The 19,501-nt window shown below is 73.0% G+C and carries 21 protein-coding genes and 1 tRNA gene; 11 read left to right on the top strand and 11 right to left on the bottom strand.

Annotation, left to right across the window (positions count from 1 at the left end; all coding sequences use genetic code 11):
* Positions 1-67: 67 nt before the first annotated feature.
* Complete coding sequence (locus I601_RS03415; RefSeq protein ID WP_335582180.1) at positions 68-1,717, top strand: MDR family MFS transporter; 1,650 nt, start codon at positions 68-70, stop codon at positions 1,715-1,717.
* On the top strand, positions 1,714-2,157 hold the full coding sequence (locus I601_RS03410; RefSeq protein ID WP_068106456.1) for a MarR family winged helix-turn-helix transcriptional regulator: 444 nt from the start codon (positions 1,714-1,716) through the stop codon (positions 2,155-2,157). The genes I601_RS03415 and I601_RS03410 overlap by 4 nt, the downstream gene beginning before the upstream one ends.
* Before the next feature lie 8 nt (positions 2,158-2,165).
* Here the strand turns inward: I601_RS03410 and I601_RS03405 are convergent, their stop codons facing one another.
* The 3 genes from I601_RS03405 to I601_RS03395 are packed head-to-tail and all read right to left on the bottom strand — an operon-like array spanning position 2,166 to position 5,910.
* Positions 2,166-3,791: a glycoside hydrolase family 13 protein gene (locus tag I601_RS03405; RefSeq protein ID WP_068106452.1), complete on the bottom strand. Its 1,626-nt coding sequence runs from the start codon at positions 3,789-3,791 to the stop codon at positions 2,166-2,168.
* 38 nt (positions 3,792-3,829) lie between these two features.
* Positions 3,830-4,540 carry a hypothetical protein gene (locus tag I601_RS03400; RefSeq protein ID WP_068106449.1) on the bottom strand — a complete coding sequence of 237 codons (711 nt, stop codon included), beginning with the start codon at positions 4,538-4,540 and terminating at the stop codon, positions 3,830-3,832.
* The gene (locus I601_RS03395) at positions 4,537-5,910 is read right to left on the bottom strand and encodes a cryptochrome/photolyase family protein (RefSeq protein ID WP_237089540.1); all 1,374 of its coding nucleotides are present in this window, start codon (positions 5,908-5,910) and stop codon (positions 4,537-4,539) included. Before I601_RS03395 ends, I601_RS03400 begins: the two co-directional genes overlap by 4 nt.
* 63 nt (positions 5,911-5,973) lie before the next feature.
* On the opposite strand from I601_RS03395, the gene I601_RS03390 reads away from it, so the two are divergent.
* Positions 5,974-6,660 (top strand): metal-dependent transcriptional regulator, encoded by a 687-nt coding sequence (locus tag I601_RS03390; protein WP_068106443.1) that lies wholly within the window; start codon positions 5,974-5,976, stop codon positions 6,658-6,660.
* A 12-nt stretch (positions 6,661-6,672) separates the two neighbouring features.
* On the opposite strand, the gene I601_RS03385 is transcribed toward I601_RS03390, so the two are convergent.
* Both I601_RS03385 and I601_RS03380 read right to left on the bottom strand, forming a co-directional pair.
* Positions 6,673-7,524 carry a Sir2 family NAD-dependent protein deacetylase gene (locus I601_RS03385; RefSeq protein WP_084527079.1) on the bottom strand — a complete coding sequence of 284 codons (852 nt, stop codon included), beginning with the start codon at positions 7,522-7,524 and terminating at the stop codon, positions 6,673-6,675.
* On the bottom strand, positions 7,521-7,790 hold the full coding sequence (locus I601_RS03380) for a DUF2277 domain-containing protein (RefSeq protein ID WP_068106441.1): 270 nt from the start codon (positions 7,788-7,790) through the stop codon (positions 7,521-7,523). The genes I601_RS03385 and I601_RS03380 overlap by 4 nt, the downstream gene beginning before the upstream one ends.
* A 56-nt stretch (positions 7,791-7,846) precedes the next feature.
* Between I601_RS03380 and I601_RS03375 the strand changes: the two genes are divergently transcribed.
* The 3 genes from I601_RS03375 to I601_RS03365 all read left to right on the top strand — a co-directional run bounded on the left by I601_RS03375 (position 7,847) and on the right by I601_RS03365 (position 11,132).
* A complete protein-coding gene (locus I601_RS03375; RefSeq protein ID WP_068106439.1) occupies positions 7,847-9,058 on the top strand; it encodes a saccharopine dehydrogenase family protein in 1,212 nt (403 codons plus the stop codon).
* Positions 9,059-9,120: 62 nt separating this feature from the next.
* On the top strand, positions 9,121-10,188 hold the full coding sequence (locus tag I601_RS03370; RefSeq protein WP_218917745.1) for a DNA adenine methylase: 1,068 nt from the start codon (positions 9,121-9,123) through the stop codon (positions 10,186-10,188).
* A complete protein-coding gene (locus I601_RS03365) occupies positions 10,185-11,132 on the top strand; it encodes a hypothetical protein (protein WP_068106437.1) in 948 nt (315 codons plus the stop codon). Before I601_RS03370 ends, I601_RS03365 begins: the two co-directional genes overlap by 4 nt.
* 27 nt (positions 11,133-11,159) lie before the next feature.
* Here I601_RS03365 and I601_RS03360 read toward each other — a convergent pair whose 3' ends face one another.
* Positions 11,160-11,621, bottom strand: coding sequence for an MSMEG_6728 family protein (locus I601_RS03360; RefSeq protein WP_068106435.1), 462 nt, complete (start codon positions 11,619-11,621; stop codon positions 11,160-11,162).
* Positions 11,622-11,721: 100 nt separating this feature from the next.
* On the opposite strand from I601_RS03360, the gene I601_RS03355 reads away from it, so the two are divergent.
* Positions 11,722-12,402, top strand: a complete 681-nt coding sequence (locus I601_RS03355; protein ID WP_237089539.1) for an ArsR/SmtB family transcription factor — start codon at positions 11,722-11,724, stop codon at positions 12,400-12,402.
* A complete protein-coding gene (locus I601_RS21950) occupies positions 12,399-12,968 on the top strand; it encodes a maleylpyruvate isomerase family mycothiol-dependent enzyme (protein WP_084527991.1) in 570 nt (189 codons plus the stop codon). Before I601_RS03355 ends, I601_RS21950 begins: the two co-directional genes overlap by 4 nt.
* Here I601_RS21950 and I601_RS03345 read toward each other — a convergent pair.
* A tRNA-Arg gene (locus I601_RS03345) sits at positions 12,930-13,002 on the bottom strand. The two genes, I601_RS21950 and I601_RS03345, sit on opposite strands and share 39 nt — an antisense overlap.
* A gap of 193 nt (positions 13,003-13,195) precedes the next feature.
* Between I601_RS03345 and I601_RS03340 the strand changes: the two genes are divergently transcribed.
* Both I601_RS03340 and I601_RS21320 read left to right on the top strand, forming a co-directional pair.
* Positions 13,196-14,428, top strand: a complete 1,233-nt coding sequence (locus tag I601_RS03340; protein ID WP_237089538.1) for an LCP family protein — start codon at positions 13,196-13,198, stop codon at positions 14,426-14,428.
* A complete protein-coding gene (locus I601_RS21320; protein WP_169834654.1) occupies positions 14,425-14,598 on the top strand; it encodes a hypothetical protein in 174 nt (57 codons plus the stop codon). Before I601_RS03340 ends, I601_RS21320 begins: the two co-directional genes overlap by 4 nt.
* Before the next feature lies 1 nt (position 14,599).
* Here I601_RS21320 and I601_RS03330 read toward each other — a convergent pair whose 3' ends face one another.
* The 3 genes from I601_RS03330 to I601_RS03320 all read right to left on the bottom strand — a co-directional run bounded on the left by I601_RS03330 (position 14,600) and on the right by I601_RS03320 (position 16,073).
* Entirely contained in the window at positions 14,600-14,965 is a 366-nt protein-coding gene (locus I601_RS03330) for an MscL family protein (protein WP_068106421.1), read from the bottom strand.
* A gap of 50 nt (positions 14,966-15,015) precedes the next feature.
* On the bottom strand, positions 15,016-15,684 hold the full coding sequence (locus I601_RS03325; protein WP_068106418.1) for an SAF domain-containing protein: 669 nt from the start codon (positions 15,682-15,684) through the stop codon (positions 15,016-15,018).
* A gap of 65 nt (positions 15,685-15,749) precedes the next feature.
* A complete protein-coding gene (locus tag I601_RS03320) occupies positions 15,750-16,073 on the bottom strand; it encodes an FmdB family zinc ribbon protein (RefSeq protein WP_068106413.1) in 324 nt (107 codons plus the stop codon).
* A 146-nt stretch (positions 16,074-16,219) separates the two neighbouring features.
* On the opposite strand from I601_RS03320, the gene I601_RS03315 reads away from it, so the two are divergent.
* A complete protein-coding gene (locus I601_RS03315; RefSeq protein WP_084527987.1) occupies positions 16,220-18,901 on the top strand; it encodes a penicillin acylase family protein in 2,682 nt (893 codons plus the stop codon).
* 6 nt (positions 18,902-18,907) lie between these two features.
* Here the strand turns inward: I601_RS03315 and I601_RS03310 are convergent, their stop codons facing one another.
* The gene (locus I601_RS03310) at positions 18,908-19,501 is read right to left on the bottom strand and encodes a 5-formyltetrahydrofolate cyclo-ligase (RefSeq protein WP_068106410.1); all 594 of its coding nucleotides are present in this window, start codon (positions 19,499-19,501) and stop codon (positions 18,908-18,910) included.

The following is a 19,501-nucleotide window of genomic DNA, read 5'->3' as shown; positions in this document are numbered from 1 at the left end:
CAGATCGACGCCACGGGGAATAAGGTTGCTCAGGTCAACCGTTACCTCCCCCGTGAAACGAGAGTCAGTGACCCAGCCAGCCCCCGTCCCGGCGACCGCGTCGTCAGCGTCCGCCGACGTCGATGTCGCCATGACGCACCGCCAGGTGCTCGAGGCGCTCAGTGGGCTGCTGCTCGCGATGTTCGTGGCGATGCTGTCGAGCACCGTGGTCTCCAACGCGCTGCCGCGCATCGTGGCCGACCTCGACGGCAGCCAGACGGGCTACACGTGGGTGGTCGTGGCGACGCTGCTCTCGATGACGGCGACCACCCCGATCTGGGGCAAGCTCGCCGACCAGTTCAGCAAGAAGATGCTGGTGCAGACGGCGCTGGTGATCTTCAGCATCGGTTCGCTCATCGCCGGCCTCGCACCGAGCATGGAGGTCCTCATCGGGGCCCGGGTGGTGCAGGGCCTCGGCGTCGGCGGCCTGACCGCGCTGGTCCAGGTCGTCATCGCCAGCATGATCCCGCCACGTGAGCGCGGTCGCTACAGCGGCTACATCGGCGCCGTCTTCGCCCTGGCCACCGTCTCCGGACCGCTCATCGGCGGCCTGATCGTGGACTCGCCGCTCGGCTGGCGCGGCACCTTCTACGTCGGCATCCCGGTCGCCGTGCTCGCCTTCGTGCTGCTGCAGAAGACCCTGCGCCTGCCGATCGTGAAGCGCGAGGTGCACATCGACTACGCCGGCGCCACTCTCATCGTCGCGGGTGTCAGCATCCTGCTGGTCTGGGTCAGCCTGGGCGGCAACCAGTTCGACTGGTTCTCGACCGCCTCGGTGCTGATGGTCCTCGGTGGGCTGCTGGTCGTGATGGGTGCGGTGTACGTCGAGGCCCGCGTGGCGATCGACCCGGTGGTGCCGCTGCGGCTCTTCCGCGACCGCACCATCGCCCTGGCCACCACCGCCTCGGTGCTGATCGGGGTCGCGATGTTCGGCTCGACGGTCTACCTGTCCCAGTACTTCCAGATCGCCCGCGGCATGAGCCCCACCGCGGCGGGCCTGATGTCGATCTGCATGGTCGGCGGCCTGCTGGTCTCCTCGATCACCTCCGGACGGAGGATCACCACCACCGGGCTGTGGAAGCGCTGGCTGGTCGGCGGCATGGTCCTCGTCGTCGTGGGCCTCGGCCTGCTCGGCACCATCGACGAGACGACCCCCCTCGCCCTCGTCGGGCTCTTCATGGCCGTCCTGGGTGTCGGTCTCGGTGCCACGATGCAGAACCTGGTGCTCGCGGTGCAGAACAACGTGCCGCTCTCGGACCTGGGGGCGGCCAGCTCGGTCGTCGCCTTCTTCCGCTCCCTCGGCGGCTCCGTCGGCGTCTCGGCGCTCGGCGCCCTGCTGGCCACGCAGGTGGCCGACTCGGTCCAGAAGGGGCTGCGCGGGCTGGGCATCGAGGACGCGGGCCACACCAGCCACGACATCCCGGACCTGTCGCAGCTGCCGGCACCGGTGCGGGCGGTCTTCGAGCACGCCTTCGGCGACTCCATCGGCTACCTGTTCCTGGTCTCCACGCCGTTCGCGCTGGCGGCCCTGCTCTGCGTGCTGGCCATCCGTGAGGTGCCGCTGCGCACCACCCACGACATGGTGCCTGCGGACACCGCCCCCGAGGCCACCGCCGAGCTGGTGGAGGACACCGAGGTCCGCGACGCCAGCAGCACGCCGGCGGGCGGCGCGCGATGACCGCGCCCGCGGAGCCGCTCAAGCGCCTCGAGCAGGAGGTCAGCGTGCTGATCCGTCGCATCCGGCGGGTCATCGGGCTGCGGTCCCGTGCCGTGCACCCCGAGCTGCAGCCGGCGTCGTACCTGATGCTGTCCTACCTGGCCGACCAGGGCCCCGTGCGTGCTTCGTCGATGGCCGAGACCTTCACCATCGACAAGGGCGCCATCAGTCGCCAGGTCGCCCACCTGACCCAGCTGGGCCTGGTGGAGCGCACCCAGGACCCCGACGACGGCCGCGCCTCCCTGGTCTCGGCGAGCCCCGCGGCGGTGGCGCGGCTGGAGGAGGTCAAGGAGCAGCGTCGTCGCTGGATCGCCGACCGCCTCGACGACTGGGACCCCGACGAGCTCGAGACCTTCATCGCGCTGCTGAGCCGCTACAACGAGGCGCTCAACCACGTCTGAGGCGGCGCTCAGGCACGCACCCACACGGCCGTGTCCGCAGGCAGCCGGTCGGTGACCGGACCGCTGCTGACGAGGACCTCCCCGGCGGGGCGGGCGACCGGGGCGGCGCCACAGTTGAGCGCCACCGTCACCGCACCGCGCCGGAAGGCCAGCACGTCCGCGCCGAGGTCGAGCATCTCCACGTCGTCGGGACTGCCGGCCAGCTCGCGTCGAGCCGCCAGCGTGCGTCGGTAGAACGCGAGCGTCGAGGAGTCGTCGGCGAGCTGGGCCTCGACCGTGAGGTCGGCCCAGTCGTCGGGCTGCGGGATCCAGGGCTGGTCAGGGCCCGGGCCGAAGCCGTACGGCGCTGCCGTCCCCGACCACGGCACCGGGACCCGGCACCCGTCGCGGCCGACCTCGCCGGTGCGCAGGTAGGCGGGGTCCTGGCGGTGCTCGGGCGCGACGTCGACCTGCTCGAGCCCCAGCTCCTCGCCCTGGTAGAGGTAGGAGGAGCCGGGCAGCGCGAGCATCGTCAGGGTGGCGGCGCGGGCGCGGGCCAGGCCCTGGGCGCCGCCGCCGTACCGGGTCGCGTGGCGCACCACGTCGTGGTTGCTCAGCACCCACGTCGGGCTGGCGGTCGTCTCGGCCAGCGCGGCGAAGGTGCCGGTCACGACCTCCTCGAAGGCCGGGGCCGACCACGGTGCGAGCAGCCAGGCGAAGTTGAAGGACTGGGCCATCTCATCGGGTCGGACGAAGCGGGCCATCGACTCGGGGGTCTGGGTCCAGGCCTCGGCGACCAGCATCCGATCGCCGTCGTACTCCGCTAGGACGTCGTGCCAGCACCGGTAGACGTCGTGCACCTCGGGCTGGTCCCACATCGGCTCGTCGCGCAAGGTCCGCTCGACCATCGAGCGCTCCTCGTCGCTCGATGCGGAGCCATGGGGCTCCTCACCCTCCTCGACGACCTGGTCGCGCAGCGACTCCTCCTTGAGCAGCCCGTGCGCGACGTCGACCCGGAAGCCGTCGATCCCCCGGTCGAGCCAGAAGCGCAGCACCTCCTCGAACAGGTCGCCGACCTCGGGGTTGCGCCAGTCGAAGTCGGGCTGGGAGGAGTCGAAGAGGTGGAGGTACCACTGGGCATCGCCGGGGCCGTCGCCGGCGTCCTCGTCCACGCGGGTCCACGCCGGCCCGCCGAACACCGACCTCCAGTTGTTGGGCGGCTGCTCACCGTGGGCGCCGCGCCCTTCGCGGAAGAGGTAGCGGGCGCGCTCGGGGCTGCCCGGTCCGGCGGCGAGCGCGGCCTGGAACCACTCGTGCTGGTCGGAGGAGTGGTTGGGCACGAGGTCGGCGATGATCCTCAAGCCCAGCTCGTGCGCGGTGGCGACGAGCTCGTCGGCGTCCTCCAGCGACCCGAACAGCGGGTCGATGTCGCAGTAGTCGCTGACGTCGTAGCCGTGGTCCTTCTGCGGCGAGCGGTAGAACGGGGAGATCCACACCGCGTCGACGCCGAGGTCGCGCAGGTAGGGCAGCCGCGCGGTGATGCCGGGGAGGTCGCCGACCCCGTCGCCGTCAGCGTCCGCGAAGGAGCGCGGGTAGACCTGGTAGATCACCGCGTGGCGCCACCACTCGACCTGGCTTGGATCGTTCAAAGTCATGTTTCGAGTCTGGCACATGCTTGGAGCAGGGTGCACGCTCAGGCGAACGCGTCGGGTGAGACCTCGATCCACACCTGCTCGGCGCGGCCCACGACCTCGCCCCGCGGGTCCAGCACGGTGGTGGCCGTCAGGTGCTTGCGGCCCTCGGAGCGCCGGGCGAGCCCGACGACGACGTGCTCCTCGCCGACCACCGGACGGCGCAGCACCTCGGCGGTCATCCGGCCCAGGACCATCATCCGCTCCTCGATGTCGGCGGCCCAGGCGCCGGCGCAGTCGAGCGCGGCCCACACCACCGGGACGTCGTCGTCGGTGGCCAGCCAGGTGGCCGCCACCCGCGGGCGCCCGTCGTGGGTGTCGACCCGGCCGGGGAAGATCCGCAGCCCGTCGCCCGGCTCGCGGTCGGTGCCGCAGCTGAAGCAGGTGGGGAAGGGGTGCCGGTGCAGGCCGGGGTAGCGGTCGACGGCCGCGCGGGCCTCGACCATCGAGACGCCGGGCACGCCCTCCAGCACCAGGTCGGAGCGACGCGCGCTCAGCACGGCCGCGCCGTCGCGCAGCGCGGTCCAGGTGCCGTCGTCCTCGACGACCTCCATCGGGGTGTCCAGCGGCGGCGGCTGGCGCAGCGTCACCTCGACCGGCCCGCCGTCGGCATCGACGTACGACGCGAGCGCACCGGCGCTCCAGCCGCCGTTGCCGGAGCCGGCGGGGCCGTTGAAGCGAGCAGGGACCAGGAGCGGGTCGAAGGAGGTCACTGCTTGATCCTCTCGTACCGGTCCAGGGCCTCGCGACGCTCCTCGGCGTGGTCGACCATCGGGGCCGGGTAGCCGACGAGGTCGCGGGTGTCCGGGTCCGGCTCGTGCGGATCGGGCACCTGGTCGGGATCGGCCAGCTCGGGGACCCAGCGCCGCACGTAGGCACCGTCGGGGTCGAAGCGGCGGCCCTGGGTGGTGGGGTTGAAGACCCGGAAGAACGGCGAGGCGTCGGTGCCGCTGCCGGCCGTCCACTGCCAGCCGTGGTTGTTGCTGGCGAGGTCGCCGTCGACCAACCAGTGCAGGAAGTGCCGGGCACCGTGCTGCCACTCCACGTGCAGGTCCTTGACCAGGAAGCTGGCGGTGACCATCCGCAGCCGGTTGTGCATCCACCCGGTGGCCCGCAGCTGACGCATCCCGGCGTCGACGATCGGGAAGCCGGTGCGTCCCTCCTGCCAGGCCTCGAGCTGGTCGCCGGCGCGGTCGTAGTCCATCCGTGCGTACTCGGGCTTGTAGTAGTCGCGGGCCGAGTCCGGCCGCCGCGCCAGCACGTCGGCGTAGAACTCCCGCCAGGCCAGCTCGGTGCGATAGGTCTGCGCACCCTTGCTGCGTCGCGAGCCCAGGTCGGCGAGCAGGGTGCGCGGGTGCACCTCGCCGTACTTGAGGTGCATCGACATCCGGCTGGTGCCGTCCCGGTCGGGACGGTCGCGGTCGGTGTCGTAGTCGTCGACGCGGTCCAGGAACTCCGCCCACTGCCGCAGCGCCGCTGCCTCGCCCGCCTCGGGCAGGTCGAGACCGGCCGGCACCGGTGGGTCGGGGATGTCCGTGGTGCCCTCGTCGAGGGAGAGCCAGGACACCCCGGTCGGCGGGTCGGCCGGGGCCCGCCAGCCGTGGTCGGCCCAGGCCTTCGAGAACGGGGTGAACACCTTGTACGGCTCGCCGGAGCCGTTGAGCACCCGCTCCGGTCCCACGGCGTACGCCGACCCGGTGCGGACCAGCTCGATCCCGGCGTCGCCCAGCGCCTGCTCGACCGCCGCGTCGCGCTCGCGGCCGTAGGGCCCGAAGTCCGCGGCGACGTGCACCCGGTCGGCCCCGACGGCCTGCGCGGCGAGCAGCACCCGCCGGACGGGGTCCCCGCGCACCACCGAGAGCCCGCCCTGCCGGTCCCCTGATCGGCCCCCTGATGGGCTCAGCGAGGTGTCGAGCGCCCGCAGCGACGCCCCGAGGTAGGCGCGCCGGCTCGGCCCCGCCGGGCCCCACAGCCGGGGGTCGAGGACGAAGAGCGGCAGCACCTCGCCGTCGGCCGCGGCCTCGACGAGGGCGGGGTTGTCGGCGACCCGCAGGTCGCGGCGGAACCACATGACGCTGACCACGCGTCCGAGCCTCCCAGGGTGGCACCGGCCCGCTGCACACCCCCCGTGGTGGACAATGGCGGCGTGAGCGACCTCATCGACACCACCGAGATGTACCTGAGGACCATCTACGAGCTGGTCGAGGAGGGCATCGTGCCGCTGCGCGCCCGGATCGCGGAGCGCCTGCACCAGAGCGGCCCGACCGTCTCGCAGACGGTGGCCCGGATGGAGCGCGACGGGCTGCTGACGGTCGAGGGCGACCGGCACCTCCAGCTCACCGAGGAGGGCCTGCGCCTGGCGACCCGGGTGATGCGCAAGCACCGCCTGGCCGAGCGGCTGCTCGTGGACGTCATCGGCCTGGAGTGGGAGCTGGTCCACGAGGAGGCGTGCCGCTGGGAGCACGTGATGTCCGAGACCGTGGAGCGACGCCTGCTCGAGCTGCTCGGCAACCCCACCGAGTCGCCGTACGGCAACCCGATCCCGGGGCTCGACGAGCTCGGCCAGACCGACACGGCCGAGATGTTCATGGCGGGGCTGGAGTCGCTCACCCAGGCCGCGGGACCCACCGAGACGCGGGTGCTCGTGCGCCGCATCTCCGAGGAGATGCAGAAGGACGAGCAGCTGATGAGCGCGCTGCGTCGGGTCGGCGCGCTGCCGGACAAGAGCGTCACGATCGTGGCCACCGAGGCCGGGGTGTTGGTGGGTGCGGCGGGCGAGAGCGCCGAGATCGTGCCTGAGGCGGCCGACCACATCTTCGTCCGGCCCCTCTGAGCGGACCGCCGCTCAGCGGCGCCGGTCGGCCAGGGCGGTGAGGAAGTCGCTGCACCCGGCGTGCACCGTGTGCGTGGCCAGGTCGTCGCCGCGCGTGGCGCCGCGGTTGAGGACCACGACCGGGGTGCCCGCCTTCGCGGCGCGCTTGACGAAGCGGAGCCCGCTCATCACGGTCAGGCTGGAGCCGGCCACCAGCAGCGCCCCGCCGTCGCGGAGCGCATCGACGGCGTCGTAGCAGCGCGCCACCCGCGGGGCGGGGACGTTCTCGCCGAAGAACACCACGTCGGGCTTGAGCAGTCCGCCGCAGGAGCAGTCGGGAACGACGAAGCCGTCGGTCTCCTCCAGGGCGACGTCGCCGTCGGGGTTGAGCGTGACGTCGTGGTGCTGCTCGGCGAATCCGGGGTTGAGGGCGCTCAGCCGGTCGTGCAGCTCGGCGCGCGAGCCGGTGGCGCGGCAGCCCAGGCAGACCACGTCGGCGATCCGGCCGTGCAGGGCGACGAGGTCGGGGGTGCCCACCGCCTCGTGCAGGCCGTCGACGTTCTGGGTGATGACCAGGCCCGCCCCGAGCCGGGCGACCGCGCGGTGCCCGTCGTTCGGCTCGGCATGCCGCATCCGGCCCCAGCCCAGGTGGCTGCGCGCCCAGTAGCGGCGCCGGGGCCCTGGTCCGGAGACGAACTCCTGGTAGGTCATCGGGGTGCGACGCGGCGCTCCCGGCCCGCGGTAGTCCGGGATGCCTGAGTCGGTCGAGAGGCCCGCACCGGTGAGCACCACCAGCGGCCGGTCGGCCAGCAGCGCCAGCGCCGCGTCGTACGCCGGATGCCGGTCCGTGGCCGGGGCCGGCGCGCGGGTGGGGGACAGGGTCACCGGGCGTACCGCTCCGCGGACCGCGCCCGCGCCTTCGCGGCCTCGACCTCGCGGTCCTTGGGTGCGGCGGTGGTGACGAGCGCGTCGAGCAGGTGCCGGGTGGCGTGGGCGACCTCCGCCACGGCCCGGTCGAACGCCTCCTGGTTGGCCTGCGAGGGCCTGGTCGACCCGCTGACCTTGCGCACGTACTGCAGGGCAGCGGCGTCGACCTCGTCCGTGGTGGCCGGCGGCTCGAAGTTGTGGAGCTGGCGGATGTTGCGGCACATGGCGTCGAGAATACGTCGGCGTCGCGCGGGTGAGGGCGGGCTGCGAGCATGTGCGCATGCCTGCGAACCCCGACGCGCCCCGCAACGCCGACCGCGACCTCGACCTGGTGCTCCTCGGGGCCACCGGCTTCACCGGTGCCCTCACCGCCGAGTACCTCGCCCGCCACGCCCCCTCGGGGCTGCGGTGGGCGCTGGCCGGGCGCAACCCGGACAAGCTGGCCGGTGTCCGCGACGACCTGGCCGCCATCGACCCCGCGCTGGCCGAGCTGCCGCTGGTCGTCGCGGACTCCGCCGACGCCGCCGCCCTGACCGCGCTGGCCGAGAGCACCCGCGTCGTGATCAGCACCGTCGGGCCCTACCTCGAGCACGGCGAGCCACTGGTGGCCGCGTGCGCCTCAGCCGGCACCGACTACGTCGACCTGACCGGTGAGCCGGAGTTCGTCGACCGCATGTACCTCGCCCACCACGCCACCGCCGAGCGCACCGGTGCCCGGATCGTGCACGCCTGCGGCTTCGACTCGATCCCGCACGACCTCGGTGCCTGGTACACGGTGCAGCAGCTGCAGGCCGCCGGCCCGGTCACGGTGCGCGGCGTGGTGCGCGCCTCGGGCACGTTCTCGGGCGGCACGTTCCACTCCGCGATGGGCGCGACCTCGCGGATGAAGCAGACCCGGGAGGCCGCGACGCTGCGGCGGGGCGCCGAGAAGCGTCCGGAGGGCCGACGCAGCCGCGCGGTGGCGGGCAAGCCGCACCGTGACGGCGAGCTGGGCTACTACCTGCTGCCGCTGCCCACGCTCGACCCGCAGGTGGTCGCGCGCAGCGGCGCGGCGCTGGAGTCCTACGGCACGGACTTCCGCTACTCCCACTACATCGGCACCAAGACCCTGCGCTACGCGCTCGGCGGGATGGCCGGCCTGGTCGGGATCGGTGTGGCCGCGCAGGTCCCGCCGGTGCGCAACCTGCTCAAGAGCCGGATCAAGCAGGGCGAGGGGCCCTCACCGGCGCGACGCGAGAAGAGCTGGTTCACCGTCGACTTCGTCGGCGAGGGCGACGGACGCACCATCCACACGCGCGTCTCCGGTGGCGACCCGGGCTACGGCGAGACCTCGAAGATGCTCGCGGAGTCGGCGCTGTGCCTCCTGCACGACGACAACCCGACCACCGCCGGCTGCGTGACCACCGCCCAGGCGATGGGGGAGAACCTCACCGCCCGACTGATGGCCGCGGGCATCCGCTTCGAGACCGTCGAGGCCCAGCAGGAGGGCTGAGCACGGCGGCTGGTCCTGCGCGGCGGGCCAGGACTGTCGGTGGGCTGCGGCAGGATGTCCTCGTGCCTCCCCGACTGCTGCCCGCCCCCGCTGACGCGGCGACCCGGGCCGCGGTGTTCCCCCGGGTGCGCTGGATGGGCTCGAAGCACAAGCTCCTCCCGCACCTGGCGCAGGCGTTCGCCGACATCGCGCCCGCGGACGGGCCGGGCACGGCGCTCGACGCCTTCAGCGGCTCGGGGGTGGTCTCCTACCTGCTCAAGCACCAGGGCTGGGCGGTGCACAGCAACGACTACCTCGGCTTCCCCGGCGTGGTGGCGAGCGCGGGCGTGGTCAACCACGACACCCGGCTCGACGCCGACGACGTGGCCCGCATCCTCGGCCCGGCCGCCGACGACCGGGACTTCGTGCGGCGCACCTTCACCGGGGTCTACTTCACCCCTGACGACCTGGAGTTCCTCGACTCCGCGTGGAGCCACATCGACCGGATGCAGGGCGGCGGGCGCGCGGTGGCGATCGCGGCGCTGTGCCTAGCCGCGGCCCGCAAGCAGCCGCGGGGTGTGTTCACGCTCACCGGTGACCTGAGCCGGTACGACGACGGGCGCCGCGACCTGCGCCTGAGCCTGCGCGAGCACTTCGCGGAGCGGGTCGCCGACTACAACGCCGCCGTCTTCGCGGGCCCGCGCGACTGCGAGGTGTCCTCGCTCGAGATCGGTGCCCTCGAGCCGCGCCGCTACGACCTGGTCTACCTCGACCCGCCGTACGCCCCACCGGCCGACGACAACGACTACACCAAGCGCTTCCACTTCCTCGAGGGGCTCTCGCGCTACTGGGTGGGCGACACGATCATGTGGGACACCAAGAGCCGCAAGCTGCCCAAGCGGGTCACCAAGTTCTCGTCCCGCCGCACCATCGAGGAGGCCTTCCGCGAGGTGTTCAAGCAGTTCCACGACTCGCCGCTGGTGCTGTCCTACTCCTCCAACGCGCTGCCCGACCTGGACACGCTGGTGGGGCTGCTGCGCGAGGCCAAGGACGACGTCGAGGTCCGCCGGGTGCCGCACACCTACCACTACGGCACCCACCGCACCGCCGTGCGTCGGCAGGTCGACGAGTACCTCTTCCTCGCCCGGTGAGCTCCTCCGATGCCGGCACCGGTGCCATGCAGGCCTACCTGGGCCGGCTGCGCCGGCTGACCAGCCACGTCGCGGTCGACGACGCCTCCGAGCAGGCCGACGCGATCGTGGCCGCCGGGTCGAGCCTGGCCGCGCTCGACGAGGTCTCGCTCGACGCCGTGACCCGGTGGGTGCGCTCGCGTCCCGCCGACGTCTACGCGCTGGGGCTCACCGTGGGGCTCTCGCAGGAGAAGCTGAAGAACCTGCTGCGGGTCGCCTTCGGCACCACCTCGTGGGTCAAGGCCGCCACCCGGGACCCGCAGGCGCTGGTCGAGTGGCTCGACGACGAGCTGGGGCTGCTCGCGGCGCTGGAGGCCCAGCGGCACCGCGTCTACACCTTCGGTGACGTGCTGGCCGCCCGCGGCACCAGCCGGCAGACCGCGAGCCGGGCCGGAGTGGCCGGCAAGCTGATCGAGGACGCCGTCGAGCAGATCGTGCGCGACCTGGGGCTGCCCTACGAGATGCGGGGCCGGTTCGTGGGCCGCAACGGCGACACCGGTCCGGCCGACCTGGCGGTGCCCGGCTTCGAGGATGCGCTGATCGCCGTGGCCTGCAAGGGCTTCGACTCCACCGGCTCCAAGCTCACCGCAGCGGTCACCGAGGTGATGGACATGGCGAACGTGTCCTTCGCCCACCAGTACGTCCTGGCCGTCGTCGACGGGATCGGCTGGCTGAGCCGGCAGGGCGACTTCCGGCGGATGCACGCCCTGCTGGAGTCGCACCGCATCGACGGCCTCTACGCCCTCGCCGACCTGGACGCCTTCCGTGCCGACCTGCACGCGGCCGCCGTACGCCACGGGCTGCTGGAGGGCGCGCTCCCCGACGTCGCCGCGCAGGTGGCCCCCGGTGAGCCGGTCGTGGCGCGCGCGGAGACGCCGGACGCGCAGCTGCACCTGGACCTGTAGGGCGCGCTGGTCCGCGGACTGCCGGGGTCAGTCCGCTGCGTGCGTGGGCCAGACGTAGGGCAGGTCGTCGGGCACGTCGGGGAACAGCGGGCGGTAGTGGTCGGGGTCCTTGCGGACCAGCGCGGAGCGGTGGCTGAGGTGGAACGCCTCGTCGCCGAGCCACGCCGGTAGGGCGCCGACGGTCTCGAGCCCGGCCTGGTCGCGCACCTCGGTGACCCCGGCCGCGGCCAGGTCGGCGCGGAGCGTGGCGGCGACGGTGTCGGCGCGCCCCTCGGCCACCCACACCTCGCAGCACGTCAGGGAGTAGCGACCCAACGCCTCGAGGTGGCCCCGCCACATCAGCACCGCGGGGTGGCGGCGCCAGCCGTAGCCCTCGACGGTCAGACCGCGGACGACCTGCAGGCACTCGACGCGCTGCTTGCCGAGCCGCTTGGCATCGAGGACCTGCGCCGACCGGGCGAAGTCGGCGTAGGGCAGGAAGGTCTGCATGCCGCCACGCTGGCGCGCGTGCCCGGCGTGCGCTTCACCCGTCGGGTGGCTCCGGCGTCGCAACGGGCAGACGCTCACGGAGCTCTGCGGCAGCCTCGAGATGACACGCCAAGCGGCGACGCAGCATCTCGACCTACTGGCAGAGGCCCAGCTGGTCACCGTGGTGCGGCAGGGGCGGGAGCGCCTGCACTACCTCAACCCGGTACCGATCCACGAGATAGGAGAGCGCTGGATCGCGGCGTACGAGGCACCCCGACTGGCCGCGATCAGCGCCATCAAGCATCGAGCAGAGGAGCACGCCATGACCGAGACCACGACGTCCGTGCCCACATACGTCTACGTCACCTACATCCGTGCGAGCGGTGAGGACGTGTGGCGGGCCTTGACCGACGCCGACCTGACCGCGCGCTACTGGGGGCACGCCAACGTGTCCGACTGGCAGCCCGGTTCACCCTGGGAGCACCGACGGGCCGACGGCTCCGGCGCCGTCGACGTCACCGGCAGGGTGCTCGCGGCCGAGCCGCCCACCCGGCTCGTGATCACGTTCGAGGACTCCGAGGAGCACCGGCCGGACGGTGCGTCCGTCGTGACGTTCGCCATCGAGCCCCATGACGACATCGTGCGGCTGACGGTGACCCACGAGAACCTCCCGAACGCCGAGATGCTGAACGGGATCTCGCGCGGCTGGCCGGCGGTGCTGGCCAACCTCAAGTCGCTGCTGGAGACGGGGGACGTGCTGCCCACCGCGCCGTGGACCATGCCGGAGGGATCGCACGCATGAGCACCGAGCTGTTCGGTCGAGCCTCCGACTACGCGCGTGGCGTCCTCTCGGAGCTGGGCGACGACGACCTCCGGCGGCCGACGCCGTGTGCGGAGTGGGATGCGGGGACGGTGGTCGTGCACCTCGCGGACGTCATCGACGCCCTGACGGGGCTGCTCGAGACGGGGGTGCTCGCGATGCCGCAGCCACCGCGGACCAGCGCCCCGGACCCCGTGGCGCTGGTGGAGCAGCGGTGGGCGGAGCTGGCGCACGCCTTCTCCGTCGCAGCCGAGGCGACCTGGGTCGAGAGCGCGGCGACAGCGGGCACCGTGGAGCTGACGACGCACGCCTGGGACGTCGGCGCGGCCCGCGACCCCGACCACCGCATCCCCGCGGAGCTCGCCGACGACGTCCTCACGCTCGTCTCGGCCGCCCTCGACGACGACACGAGGGGGGAGAGCTTCGCCGCCCCGGTCGACGTCCCCGGCAGGGCCGGCCCCAGTGATCGTCTGGTGGCCTTCCTGGGGCGAGTGCCCACGGCTGGGCGGTGCCCCAGGCAGGAGTCGAACCTGCGACCTTTCGCTTAGGAGGCGGCTGCTCTATCCGCTGAGCTACTGGGGCTGCGGGGACATTTTGTCAGCAGAACGCCCTGGCGCCGCACGCGGGGCCGCGTGACGGGTGAGCGGTGCGTCGGTCGGTCGTGGCGGCGGAGGCCCCTGAGAGAGTGCTGAGCAGAGTTGGAGGAGGCGCCGGGCACGCCGCACAATCGGAGTTCGGGCGCGCAGCGCCCTTCCATCCCTGACCGAGGTGAGCAGTGACCCACGCCGACCCGACGCCGCCGGGCGAGGTGGCGACCCCGTCACCCGCAGGCGCCCGTGCCGGTCGCCGCCGGGCCAAGCCGCGCCGCTCGCACACCGTGGCCAAGGTGCTCGTGGCCTCGTTGGTGGTGCTCGGGATGGTCGCCGGCCTCGGGGTCACCTACCTCTACCGGCACTACAGCGGCAACCTCACCGTGCTCGACATCGACGACCAGCTCGTGGGCGAGCGGCCCGACAAGGTCGAGGTGGCCGGACCGCAGGAGCCGCTCAACGTCCTGGTGATGGGCTCGGACAGCCGTGAGGGCGACGTCAACAACATCGACGGGCTCACCGGTGACGGCGAGCGGTCGGACACGACCCTGCTGCTGCACCTCTCGGCCGACCGCGAGCGGGCGTACGGCGTGAGCATCCCCCGGGACTCGATGGTCGACCGTCCGACGTGCCGCACCGAGGACGGCGCCGAGATCCCGGCCGAGGGCTACCAGATGTGGAACGAGGCCTTCCAGCTCGCGGGGCCGGCCTGCACGATCCAGCAGTTCGAGGAGCTCTCCGGCATCCGCCTCGACCACTTCGTGGTCGTCGACTTCGAGGGCTTCCAGGGCATGGTCGACGCCGTCGGCGGTGTCGAGGTGTGCATCCCCGAGACCATCGACGACCGAGCGCACGGCATCTACCTCGAGGCCGGCACCCGCAAGCTCGAGGGCATCCAGGCTCTGAACTACGTCCGCGAGCGCTACGCGCTCTCCGGTGGCTCCGACATCGGCCGGATGAAGCGCCAGCAGGCGTTCATCGCCTCCATGGTCAGCACCGTGCTCTCCTCCGACACCATGGCGCGGCCCGACCGGCTGCTCAAGTTCCTCGAGGCCGCGACCGAGTCGCTGACCCTCGACGAGGACCTGGGCAACCTGGTGGAGATCGCCAAGCTGGGCTACGAGTTCCGGGGCATCGGTGCCGACAAGATCCAGTTCATGACCATCCCGAACACCGTCGACCCCCAGGACCCCAACAAGCTGGTGTGGACCGACGACGCCGCCGGGGTCTGGAACACGCTCAAGAAGGACGAGCCGCTGAGCCGGCGGCTGCGCAGCGACGTGATCAGCGCCGGCAAGGTCCCCGGGTCCTCGTCCGGCGGGGGCGACAGCTCCGGCAGCGGCAGTGGTGGGGGAGACGGCAGCGGTGGCCTGGCCAGCGACGAGGCGCTCGAGGCCGCCGGGCTGTGCACGACGTGAGCGACCCCGAGCGCGAGACCGAGTGGCAGCGACGCCGCCGGTTGGCCGAGGTCTTCGGCGACGCGCTGCCCGAGACGACGAGCGACGAACGGGCGCCGGAAGAGGCCCGCGCGGCTGACACCGATGCGTGGCTCAAGGCGCAGGTGCCCCCGCACCACGGGGGCCACTGACTCACACGGTCGGGGGCGCCTGACCCTGACCGGTGAGCAGCGCGTCGCGGATCTGGCGCAGCAGCACGGTGTCCTCGGGGGTGCCGGGATCCGGGCTGGGGAAGTACTTCTCCTTGGCCTTGGTGTAGGGCAGCACGACGAGGAAGTAGACGACGGCGGCCAGGATCAGGAACGAGATCACCGCGTTCATGAAGGCGCCGAACGAGTTCTCCACGTTGGAGAAGTACTTGTCGGCGCTCTTCGGCAGCTTGTCGGTCAGCCAGTTCGTGAAGGTCGTCACGACGGCTCCGAAGGCGGTGCCGATGATGACGGCGACCGCGAGGTCGACGAGGTTGCCACGGAGCACGAAGCTCTTGAAACCACCCATGGTTCTAGGTCCTTTCACCTGCTGTTCGACCCGTCCGGGCCGCTTGGACCTTACCGGGACCAGACGTAGGACAGTAAAGTCCGCGCCGCCGCATCGCTGATGCTGGGGACGGCTGCGACGTCGACGCCGAGCACCACCACCTGCCCGCCCAGGCCGGTCGCCGCGGCGCCGAGTCTCTGGCCGGAGGGCCCGGGCAGGGCCAGCACCGCGACGCGGTAGGCCAGCACCCGGGAGCCGCCCTCGGCCGGGTCGGTCGACACCAGGTCCACCCGGTCGCCGACCCGCAGCAGCGCCGCGGTCGCGGGATCGGGCAGCCGCACCGGCATCGCCTGCACCCCCGCGGGTGCTGAGGTCGAGAGCGAGGGGCCGACCAGGCGGGCGCTGCTGACCGGTTCGCCGCGGGTCAGCGGCGCCGCCAGCAGTCGCCCGACGGGTTGCTCGACCAGGTCGTCGGGCACGCTGCCGGGCGCGAACCGGGACGTCGTGACGTCGTCGGTCCCGACCACCACCCCGCCGGGCAGGTCGTGCGCGGCCACCGTGACTGCCACGGTCGCGGGAGCCGGGGCGCTCGCCGCGCGCAGCCCAGCGGTCACCGCGACGGCCGTGAGGAGCGCGGCCAGCAGGCGACGCCGGGCCAGCACGGAGCGGCGTACGCCGTGGGCGGCGCGGCGCAGCCGGGTCAGCGGTGGGTCGGGGCGGCGGGGGTCGGCGGACAGCATCCGGCGAGGCTAGAGGTCCCGGCGCGACTGCGCCGAGGCCCTCCACAGCCCTTCGGCCGGGCCGCTCAGGACGCGGCGGTGCTGCTGCTCGACGAGCCGGTGGTGCTCGCGCTGGTGCTGGACGCCTTGGCCGGCGCTGCCGAGGTGCTGGCCGATGAACTGGCCGACGAGCTGGCCGACGAGCTGGACGAGGAGCCCGACTCGCTGGGTGTGGGACGGCTGTCGGTGCGGTAGAAGCCCGAGCCCTTGAAGACCACGCCGACGGCGTTGAAGAGCTTGCGCAGCTTGCCCTGGCACTCCGGGCAGGTGGTCAGCGTGTCGTCGGAGAAGCTCTGGAACTGCTCGAAGGCGTGGCCGCACTCGGTGCAGGCGTACTGGTAGGTCGGCATTCGTCACTCCGCGGAGGTGGCGCCCGGGGGCGCTGGTGGGACGGATGGGGCGGCTGTCGCAGCGGAACCCGGGACCGGGCCGTGCGGGTACTGGCACTCTGCCGCGACGACTGCCAATCCTACGTCAGGGCAGAATGACCGGCACCATGACCGACACCCCAGCCCCTGCCGCCGGCGACGGCCCCCCGCCCCCCGGAGGCCCGGCCGGTGCGGTCGCCGCAGCCCTGGGCAGCGGCTGGCGGCGCTTCCGGACGAGACCGGTCGCGCTGCGCCTGACGGTCTACGTCGCTCTCGCGCTCGCCCTGACGCTGGTGGTCCTGGCGCTCACCGCGACGGTCCTCGTGCGCCGACCGCTGCCGCAGACCAGCGGCACCATCGAGGTCGCCGGGCTCGACGGTGAGGTCGAGGTGGTCCGTGACGAGCACGGCATCGCGCAGCTCTACGCGGACTCGATGAGCGACCTGGCCCGCGGTCAGGGCTACGTGCACGCCCAGGAGCGGTTCTTCGAGATGGACGTGCGCCGCCACGCCACCGCCGGCCGCCTGGCCGAGCTGTTCGGCGAGGACGCGGTCGAGAGCGACGCCTACGTGCGCACCATGGGGTGGCGCCGGGTGGCGGAGAAGGAGGTCGCGCTGCTGACCCCGGACACGCGGACGTTCCTGGAGGCCTACGCCGACGGGGTGAACGCCTACCTGGACGGTCGGGGCACCTCCAGCATCTCGTTGGAGTACACCGTGCTGCGGCTCGGCGGCCTCGACTACCAGCCCGAGGACTGGACCCCCGTGGACTCGTTGGCCTGGCTCAAGGCGATGGCCTGGGACCTGCGCGGCAACATGGACGACGAGGCCGAGCGGGTGCTCACCGCCGACGCCGTCGGTGAGGAGCGCGCGGCCCAGCTCTTCCCGGGCTACCCCTACGGCGAGGTCACCCCGATCGTGACCCAGGGCGCGGTCGTCGACCAGGTCTACGAGCAGGACGCCCAGCAGGGCCAGACCCGCAACCCGATGCGCCCCGCCTTCGACGCCGACCAGCGCACGGCGCTGCGCGACCTGCGCGACGGCCTGGCCCGGATGCCCGCCTGGCTCGGTCGCGGCGAGGGCCTCGGCTCGAACTCCTGGGTCGTGGACGGCGACCTCACCGAGACCGGGAGCCCGCTGCTGGCCAACGACCCGCACCTGGGCTCGAGCCTGCCCGGGGTGTGGATGCAGATGGGGCTGCACTGCCGCGACGTCAGCCCGGCCTGCCCGCTCGACGTCAGCGGCTTCACCTTCTCCGGGGTGCCCGGCGTCATCATCGGGCACAACGCCGACATCGCCTGGGGCTTCACGAACCTGGGCCCCGACGTCACCGACCTCTACGTCGAGCGGGTCCGGGGCGAGGACGCCGTGTACGACGGCGAGGTGCGCCCGCTGCGGATCCGCGAGGAGGTCATCCGCGTGCAGGGGGGCCAGGACGTGCGGATCACCGTGCGCGCCGGCCGGCACGGGCCGCTGGTCTCCGACGTCGCCGACCAGCTCTCCGACGTCGCCGAGGCCGCCAGCCGCCGCCCCGGCAGCCTGGTCCTGGGCGAGGAGGAGGCGGCCGTGGCCCTGAAGTGGACCGCGCTCGAGCCGGGCACCACCGCCGACGCGATCCTGGCCCTGAACCTGGCCTCCGACTGGGACTCCTTCCGCGCGGCCGCCTCGGAGTTCGACGCCCCTGCGCAGAACCTCGTGTACGCCGACACCGCGGGCCGGATCGGGTACCAGGCCCCCGGGCGCATCCCGATCCGCAAGTCCGGCAACGACGGCACCGTGCCGTCGGCGGGGTGGCTGCCCGAGAACGACTGGACCGGCACCTTCGTGCCGTTCGACGCGCTGCCGAGCGTCCTGGACCCGGAGGAGGGCTTCCTGGTGACCGCCAACCAGGCGGTCGTCGACCGGTCCTACCCCTACTTCCTCACGGACGACTGGGACCGCGGCGCCCGGTCCGAACGCCTCCGCGAGCTGCTGACCGAGCGGCTGGAGGCCGGCCCGGTCACGGCCGCCGACATGCTCGAGATGCAGCTCGACACCCGCAACCCCATGGCCCCGGTGCTGGTGCCGCACCTGCTCGGCGCGCGGCTGCCCGAGGGCTACCAGGACGACGGGCAGCGGCTGCTGGGGGACTGGGACTTCACCCAGCCCGCCGAGGGCGAGCACTCGGCGGCGGCGGCCTACTACAACGTCGTGTGGGCCACTCTGCTCGACCGCGTCTTCGACGACGAGCTGCCGGAGGACCTCGCTGCCGACGGCGGGCAGCGCTGGATGGCCGTGGTCACCGACCTGCTCGACCGGCCGGACGACCCGTGGTGGGACGACGTCACCACCGACGAGGTCGAGCAGCGCGACGACACGATCGAGGTGGCGATGCTCGCCGCCGCCGACGAGCTGGTGCGCCGCCAGGCCCGCGACGCCGACGACTGGACCTGGGGCCACCTGCACCGCCTGGACCTGCGATCGGCCACGCTGGGCGAGTCCGGGGTCGCCGTGGTGGAGGCGCTGTTCAACCGCGACGGCTGGGGTGTGGGCGGCGGGGCGGCGATCGTCGACGCGACCGCCTGGGACGCTGCCGAGGGCTACACGGTCACCGCGGCGCCGTCGATGCGGATGGTCACCAGCCCGGGTGACTGGGACGCCTCGCGCTGGATCAACCTGACGGGCGTCTCCGGGCACCCGGCCAGCAGCCACTACACCGACCAGACCGACCTGTGGGCGCGCGGCGAGACCCTGCCGTGGCTCTTCGGCTCGGGGGCCGTCCACGACGCGGGCGCGGACACGTTGACCCTGCGCCCGGCCTCCGAGGGCTGAGCGGGGTCAGAAGCGGGTCAGCCCGGCGGGGCAGACCGCCGCGGTGACCGGCCGGTCGTGCGGCTCGCGGGGCACGTCGAGGCCGACCTCGTCCTCGTGGAGCAGGACGCAGGTGAAGGTGCCGACCGGCACCCGCGCCAGCGCGCGGTCGTAGGAGCCGCCGCCGCGCCCGAGACGCATCCCGTCGGGCGCGACCGCCAGCCCGGGCACCAGCACCACGTCGGCGCCCGCGACCGCGGCGGGTCCGAGCCGCTCGCCCTCCGGCTCCAGCAGGCCGAGCCGGGCGGGACGCAGGTGCTCGTCGCCGGCGTGCGCGGCCCAGTCGAGATCGCCGTCGGGCAGCAGCACCGGCAGCAGCACGTGGCGCCCCGAGGCGCGCAGCGCCTCGATCAGCAGAGCGGTGCCGGGCTCGCTGCCCACCGCGACGTACGCCGCGACGGTGGCTGCGCGGCGTACCTCCGGGGCGGCGAGGAGGTGCTCGGTGATCGCTCGCGCGACCTCGGCGCGCACCGGCAGCGGACGGCCGCGCCGGGCGGCGCTGATGCGGTCGCGCAGCGCGGTTTTGTCCTGTCCTGTGGAGGGGGTTTGCTCACGGGGCAC

It is taken from the genome of Nocardioides dokdonensis FR1436, from assembly GCF_001653335.1.
GTDB classification, from domain to species: Bacteria; Actinomycetota; Actinomycetes; order Propionibacteriales; family Nocardioidaceae; genus Nocardioides; species Nocardioides dokdonensis.
The sequence above is the reverse complement of the archived record's forward strand: the minus strand, read 5'-3'. Positions and strand labels throughout refer to the sequence as shown.